The organism is Burkholderia sp. BC1, assembly GCF_052683555.1.
Window position 1 is genome coordinate 1 of sequence record NZ_JBQYLP010000133.1, and the last position, 5718, is coordinate 5718.

5 protein-coding genes and 1 tRNA gene are annotated in these 5718 nt (G+C 65.8%); 3 read left to right on the top strand and 3 right to left on the bottom strand.

The genetic code is table 11. The features are described 5' to 3' along the window. Positions 1-403 precede the first annotated feature (403 nt). The 3 genes from ACSHSS_RS29545 to ACSHSS_RS29555 form a co-directional block, all read right to left on the bottom strand. Positions 404-480, bottom strand: a tRNA-Arg gene (locus tag ACSHSS_RS29545). A gap of 166 nt (positions 481-646) precedes the next feature. Then, complete coding sequence (locus ACSHSS_RS29550) at positions 647-1477, bottom strand: undecaprenyl-diphosphate phosphatase (RefSeq protein ID WP_445545912.1); 831 nt, start codon at positions 1475-1477, stop codon at positions 647-649. 233 nt (positions 1478-1710) lie between these two features. Then, on the bottom strand, positions 1711-1818 hold the full coding sequence (locus tag ACSHSS_RS29555; RefSeq protein WP_190972317.1) for a UDP pyrophosphate phosphatase: 108 nt from the start codon (positions 1816-1818) through the stop codon (positions 1711-1713). A 155-nt stretch (positions 1819-1973) separates the two neighbouring features. Between ACSHSS_RS29555 and ACSHSS_RS29560 the strand changes: the two genes are divergently transcribed. The 3 genes from ACSHSS_RS29560 to ACSHSS_RS29570 all read left to right on the top strand — a co-directional run bounded on the left by ACSHSS_RS29560 (position 1974) and on the right by ACSHSS_RS29570 (position 5699). Next, positions 1974-2888, top strand: a complete 915-nt coding sequence (locus tag ACSHSS_RS29560) for an aldose epimerase family protein (RefSeq protein WP_445545913.1) — start codon at positions 1974-1976, stop codon at positions 2886-2888. Positions 2889-3020: 132 nt separating this feature from the next. Next, entirely contained in the window at positions 3021-3713 is a 693-nt protein-coding gene (locus tag ACSHSS_RS29565; protein ID WP_105840524.1) for a peptidoglycan DD-metalloendopeptidase family protein, read from the top strand. Positions 3714-4079: 366 nt separating this feature from the next. After that, positions 4080-5699, top strand: a complete 1620-nt coding sequence (locus ACSHSS_RS29570; protein WP_445545914.1) for an acyl-CoA synthetase — start codon at positions 4080-4082, stop codon at positions 5697-5699. The last annotated feature ends 19 nt before the right edge of the window (positions 5700-5718 follow it).

Here is a 5718-nt window from a genome sequence, read left to right on the forward strand (position 1 = left end):
GTCGCGGAAGAAAAACTTAACGCAGTGTCCGGAATCAGTTGACCACTACAAACTCGCTCGTAACCGATTCAGTCACCGCATCGACTACACGTTGGTGGCGGAGGACTGCTTCCGTTCGTCCATTACATAAAATCCGTTACTCCAGACGCGGACCCGCCGCACACACCCAAAGCCATTCTCAGCACATTCACTTGGCGTGCTGCGCTGCGTTCGCCGGGAGCGTCAGCTACATTGCAAGGACTAAAGGAATACGGCACCACGACCATAGTCAAAGCCCCCGCTGATTGCACGTACGCTAGAATCCCGCCACACTCTCGCCACAGCGGGAGTGCGGCAGACCCGTATCCGATCCCAACCAAGCGGTTAAGGCGAGATTGTAAGTACTTGAATAAGCGAAGAATTCTGGCCCGCCCTGCAGGATTCGAACCTGCGGCCTACGGCTTAGAAGGCCGTTGCTCTATCCAACTGAGCTAAGGGCGGTCGACGAAAAAAGACACGGCTCGCGACACGGACCGCATCCATCCGAAGCCCCGAATGACCGCCACCCTCCATTCGATGCCCCGAAACAAAACGGGCCCGGTATGAAGCCGAGCCCGAAATTATACCCGATCACCGCGCAATATCGAGCGCGATCGGCGTCGCGGCATCACACCGGCTGCGCATGCAGCATGAACCATCCGAAGCAGAACAGCCCCGCGATCACGCAATACACGCCGAACGCCGCGAGCCGGCCGCGCCCTTGGAAATAGCGCATCAGGAATCGCACGCTCAGATAGGCCGCAATCGCGGTCAGCACGCCGCCGAGCAGCGCGTCGGCGAGCTGGGCGCGCGCATGGAACAGCTTCGGCAATTCGAGCACGCCCGCCGCAAAGATGATCGGCGTGCCGAGCAGGAACGAGAATTCCGCGGCCTTCTCCGCGGTCAGGCCGGCCGCGTTGCCGGCGATCATCGTCAGGCCGCTGCGCGAAAAGCCGGGAATCAGCGCGCCGATCTGCGCGAGACCGACGAAAAACGCCTGCTTGAACGTCAGCTTCTCGGGCGGCCGATGCGCGCGGCTGCGCTGGATACGATCGCCGATCCACAGCAGCACGCCGTTGACGATCAGTGCGATCGCAACGATCCGCAGATCGTGGAACACGCGTTCGATGCGCTTCTCGAGCAGCAGCCCGACGATGCCCGTCGGGATCGTGCCGATGATCAGCGCCCACATCAGATGCCCGTCGTCGTTCTTGCGCCCGCCGAGATGCGCGAAGAACCCGCTGATCAGCGCGATCCAGCGCGCGCGGAAATACCAGAGCAGCGCGAGCGCGGTGCCCAGGTGCAGCGCAACGAGAAACGGCAGCAATTGCGGCGCGTGCTTGTCGATATGCATGCCGAACAGCGCCGGCACGAGCAACGTATGGCCGAGACTGCTGACGGGGAAGAGTTCGGTCACGCCTTGCAGGACGCTCAGGAAAACCAGAAACCAGAGACTCACGCGTCGGTCCTTTCAGTGGAGATGGAGCGGGAAGAAATGACGGACGCTGCAGTGCGCGTCCGGGAAAACGCGCCCCGATTATGCCGAGCGATAATGACTGCGCCAAGGCATTTGGCCGCCTAAGGCGGCGATGCACACAAACGCTTGCATTTTGTAAGTCGATGGAAAGCAAAAGGCCCGCCAATTGCATGGCGGGCCTTTCAGATTCGAAAGAAATCTCGGTCGGATCTCGATCAGCGCCCGAGCTGATAGAAAAACAGAACGGTGCTGCCGGTGAACATGCCGAACAGTGCGATGCCCATTGCCATTGCCAGATCCATGGCGCCTCCTCGAAGTGTCATGACCCGGCAATCTCACCGGTGTATCGAAATTATCCAGAAACCGGACTTTGTGAAAAACTCGCAATTTCCCCGAGAAGGGTTTTCCCGGTCGCACGAGCATCCGATAATGTCACGCGCCGTCGCGGCGTCCGTCCATTCGTTCATTCCGATTCGCCATGCCCATCTTCCAGCAACACGAGATTCACGAACTTCATGCCGGTCCGTCCGTCGTCCGCGTCGCGCCGCAATTCGGCGGCCGACTGCTGTCGTGGGAGCTTGACGGCGAGCCCGTCATCTTCTGGCCCGACACCGCCGACTGGAGCCAGCTCGCGCGCGTGCGCGGCGGCAATCCGCTGCTGTTCCCGTTCCTCGGCCGCCATCGCGTCGACGGCGAACTGGGCCGCTGGCGCGATGCGGCCGGCGTCGTGCGCGATCTGCCGATGCACGGCTTCGCGCGCGATCTGCCGTTCGCCGCGCAGCCGTCTGCCGACGGCGCCGCGATCGCGATGACGCTCGAAGCGGACGCAGCGTCGCGCGCCGCCTATCCGTTCGATTTCCGCTTCGACGCGACCTACCGGCTCGCCGATGCGCAGACGCTCGACGTCGCGCTGACCACCACCAACCGCGGCAGCACGCCGCTGCCGTACTACGCCGGCCATCACTTCTATTTCGCGCTGCCGCACGGCGAGCGCGCCACGACGACGCTCGAACTGCCGCCGACGCACCGCCGCGAACAACTCGCCGACGGCTCGATCAGCGCCCCCGAGCAAGGCGACGCACGCTACACGCTCGACGATCCGCGCATCCACGACCGCTTCCACTGCCTCGACCGCACGCCGCCGTCGACGCCCGTGCGCATCGACATGCCGGGCCGCGGCCGCATCGTCGAGATCGCACTCGACGTACCGGGCTCGATCCCGTGGTACGCCGTCACAACCTGGACCGAAAAGCCCGAATCCGACTTCTACTGCGTCGAGCCGTGGCTCGGCCTGCCGGACGCGATTCACAACGGCTTCGGCCTGCGCATGCTCGCGCCCGGCGCGACCGAAACGGCTGCGCTGCGCATCCGCGTGCTGCCGCGCGCGAGCTGACGCGACGCTGCGTCGCACGGCCGCCGAACGCGCCAGCGCCCGCCCAAACTGCGGCGTGCGGGTCGAACCCGTTAAAATCTGACGTTTTGTGTCGCCTGCCGCGTGATGCGCGGCAGCGTTTTGCGAGGTTCAATGTTCGGAACAACAACGAAACGACTCATCGCGGCCGGCTGCGCCGCCCTGCTCGTCGCGTGCGGCTCCGCGCCGGTCGGCCCCGGTTTCTACCGCGTCGAGCGTGGCGATACGCTGTACAAGATCGCGCGCGCCAACCGCCAGTCCGTCCAGAACATCGTCCGCTGGAACCAGATCTCGAATCCGGACGCGATCGAAGTCGGCCAGGTGCTGCGCGTCGCGCCGCCGCCCGGCACGACGACCGCGTCGACGACGGGCACCGGCACGGCCGGCCGCAGCCGTCCCGCCCCTTCCGCACCGGTGGAATCGGCCGTGAAGCCGGCCACGAGCATCTCGCTCGTCTGGCCTGCGCCGGGCAACGTGATCCGCAGTTTCGACGGCGCGAAATCGAAAGGCATCGACATCGCGAATAGCGCGGGCACGCCAGTGGTGGCGGCTGCGCCGGGTGTCGTCGTATATGCGGGCAACGGCTTGCGCGGCTACGGCAACCTGATCATCCTGAAGCACAACGCCGATTACCTGACCGCGTACGCGCACAATCGCACGCTGCTCGTGAAGGAAGGTCAGTCGGTCGCACAGGGGCAGACGATTGCCGAGATGGGCGATAGCGACAGCGATCGCGTCGCGCTGCATTTCGAACTACGCTACGGCGGCCGTTCGATCGATCCGGCGCGCTATCTGCCGGCGCGCTAAGCACGGGCCGGCCCGTACGCGATGCAATGCGCATCGCGTGCGTTGCCGTCCGCGATCGGGACAAGTCGAGTCAGCGTTTGCGCAGACGTCCGGTGAAACGGCCGGACAGCGGATCGACATGGCGGGCGAATGCCACCAGTGCGCCGATTCCGATCAGGCTGAACCCCGCAGCTATCAGAAGCAAATCCATGGTCACATCACTGTTTTGTCGTGATCTTATGCGCGTTTGTCGAATCGTGCACTGGACCGCCGCCCTCCGGCGAGTTCGCATAATCCCTACATCAGACGCCGTTGTCGTTTCGGGCGCGTGAAAAGGCGATGTAATCTACGTGTCGAATTCGACGATTCACGCCGAGGAGACTTGCGATGCTGCCCGCCGCCGATCGCTACGACGACCTGCTTACCCGCTTCCGATGGGCGATTCCGGCGCACTACAACATCGGCGTGGACGCATGCGACAAGTGGGCGGACGGCAGCGGCCGGCTCGCGCTGATTCACGAAACCGCGGACGGCGACGTCGCGCGCTTCACGTTCGACGACCTGAGGAACGCCTCTAACCGGCTCGCGAACGCGTTCGCGCGTGCGGGCCTGCGCCGCGGCGACCGCATCGCGATCTTTCTCGCGCAGGGCCCGGAAACGGCCGTCGCGCATCTGGCCGCTTACAAGCTCGGCGCGATCGCTGTGCCGCTGTTCACGCTGTTCGGCGCCGATGCACTCGAATACCGTCTCGCGAACAGCGAAGCGGCCGCGCTCGTCACCGACGCGGCCGGCTACGCGAAAATCGCGCCGCTGCGCGATCGGCTGCCGGCGCTGCACACCTGCTACTGCATCGGCGCCAACGCGGCCGACGCGCCGGGCGTGCTGCGCTACGACGCCGCACTCGCGGCCGAATCGCCGGAATTCGCGCCGGCCGACACGGCCGCCGACGATCCTGCGCTGATCATCTACACGTCGGGCACGACCGGCAAGCCGAAAGGCGCGCTGCATGCGCATCGCGTGCTGCTCGGCCATCTGCCCGGCGTCGAGATGTCGCAACAATGCTTTCCGCGCGACGCGCGGCTGTTCTGGACGCCCGCCGACTGGGCGTGGATCGGCGGGCTGCTCGACGTGCTATTGCCGTCGTGGCATCACGGCGTGCCGGTGCTCGCGCGCCGGTTCGAGAAATTCGACGGCGATGCGGCGTTCGCGCTGATGGCGCGGCACGGCGTCACGCACGCCTTCCTGCCGCCCACCGCGCTGAAGCTGATGCGCACGGTCGAGCGGCCGCGCGAGCGCTACGCGCTGTCGCTGAAATCCGTCGCGAGCGGCGGCGAATCGCTCGGCACCGAGCTCACCGAATGGGGACGCGACGCGCTCGGCGTGACGATCAACGAGTTCTTCGGGCAGACCGAATGCAACATGGTGCTGTCCTCGTGCGCGGCGCTGTTCGAGGCACGTCCCGGCGCGATCGGCAAGGCGGTGCCCGGTCACACGGTCGCGATCGTCGACGCGTACGGCACGCCGCTGCCGCCCGGTGTCGACGGACACATCGCCGTGCGTCGCCCCGATCCCGTGATGTTCATCGAATACTGGCGCAACCCGGACGCGACGCGCGACAAGTTCGCAGGCGACTACCTGCTGACCGGCGACACGGGCGCGATCGACGAGGACGGCTTCGTGCGCTTCGTCGGCCGCGACGACGACGTGATCACGAGCGCCGGCTACCGGATCGGCCCGGGCCCGATCGAGGACTGCCTGCTCACGCATCCCGCGGTGCGGATCGCGGCCGTCGTCGGCGTGCCCGATCCGACGCGCACCGAGATCGTCAAGGCGTTCGTCGTGCTGAACGACGGCCATGTCGGCGACGATGCGCTCGTGCAGGCGCTGCAGGCGCACGTGCGCACGCGGCTTGCCGCGCACGAGTATCCGCGTGCGATCGCGTTCGTCGACAGCCTGCCGATGACAGCGACCGGCAAGATCGTGCGCCGCGCGCTGCGCGACGCGTGATCGGCGCACGGCCCGGCCG

What these genes read in the sequence shown, in the direction of transcription:
- ACSHSS_RS29570 (WP_445545914.1), top strand. Translation starts at nt 4,080, where the DNA reads ATGCTGCCCGCCGCCGATCGCTACGACGACCTGCTTACCCGCTTCCGA.
- ACSHSS_RS29560 (WP_445545913.1), top strand. Translation starts at nt 1,974, where the DNA reads ATGCCCATCTTCCAGCAACACGAGATTCACGAACTTCATGCCGGTCCG.
- ACSHSS_RS29565 (WP_105840524.1), top strand. Translation starts at nt 3,021, where the DNA reads ATGTTCGGAACAACAACGAAACGACTCATCGCGGCCGGCTGCGCCGCC.
- ACSHSS_RS29555 (WP_190972317.1), bottom strand. Translation starts at nt 1,818, where the DNA reads ATGACACTTCGAGGAGGCGCCATGGATCTGGCAATGGCAATGGGCATC.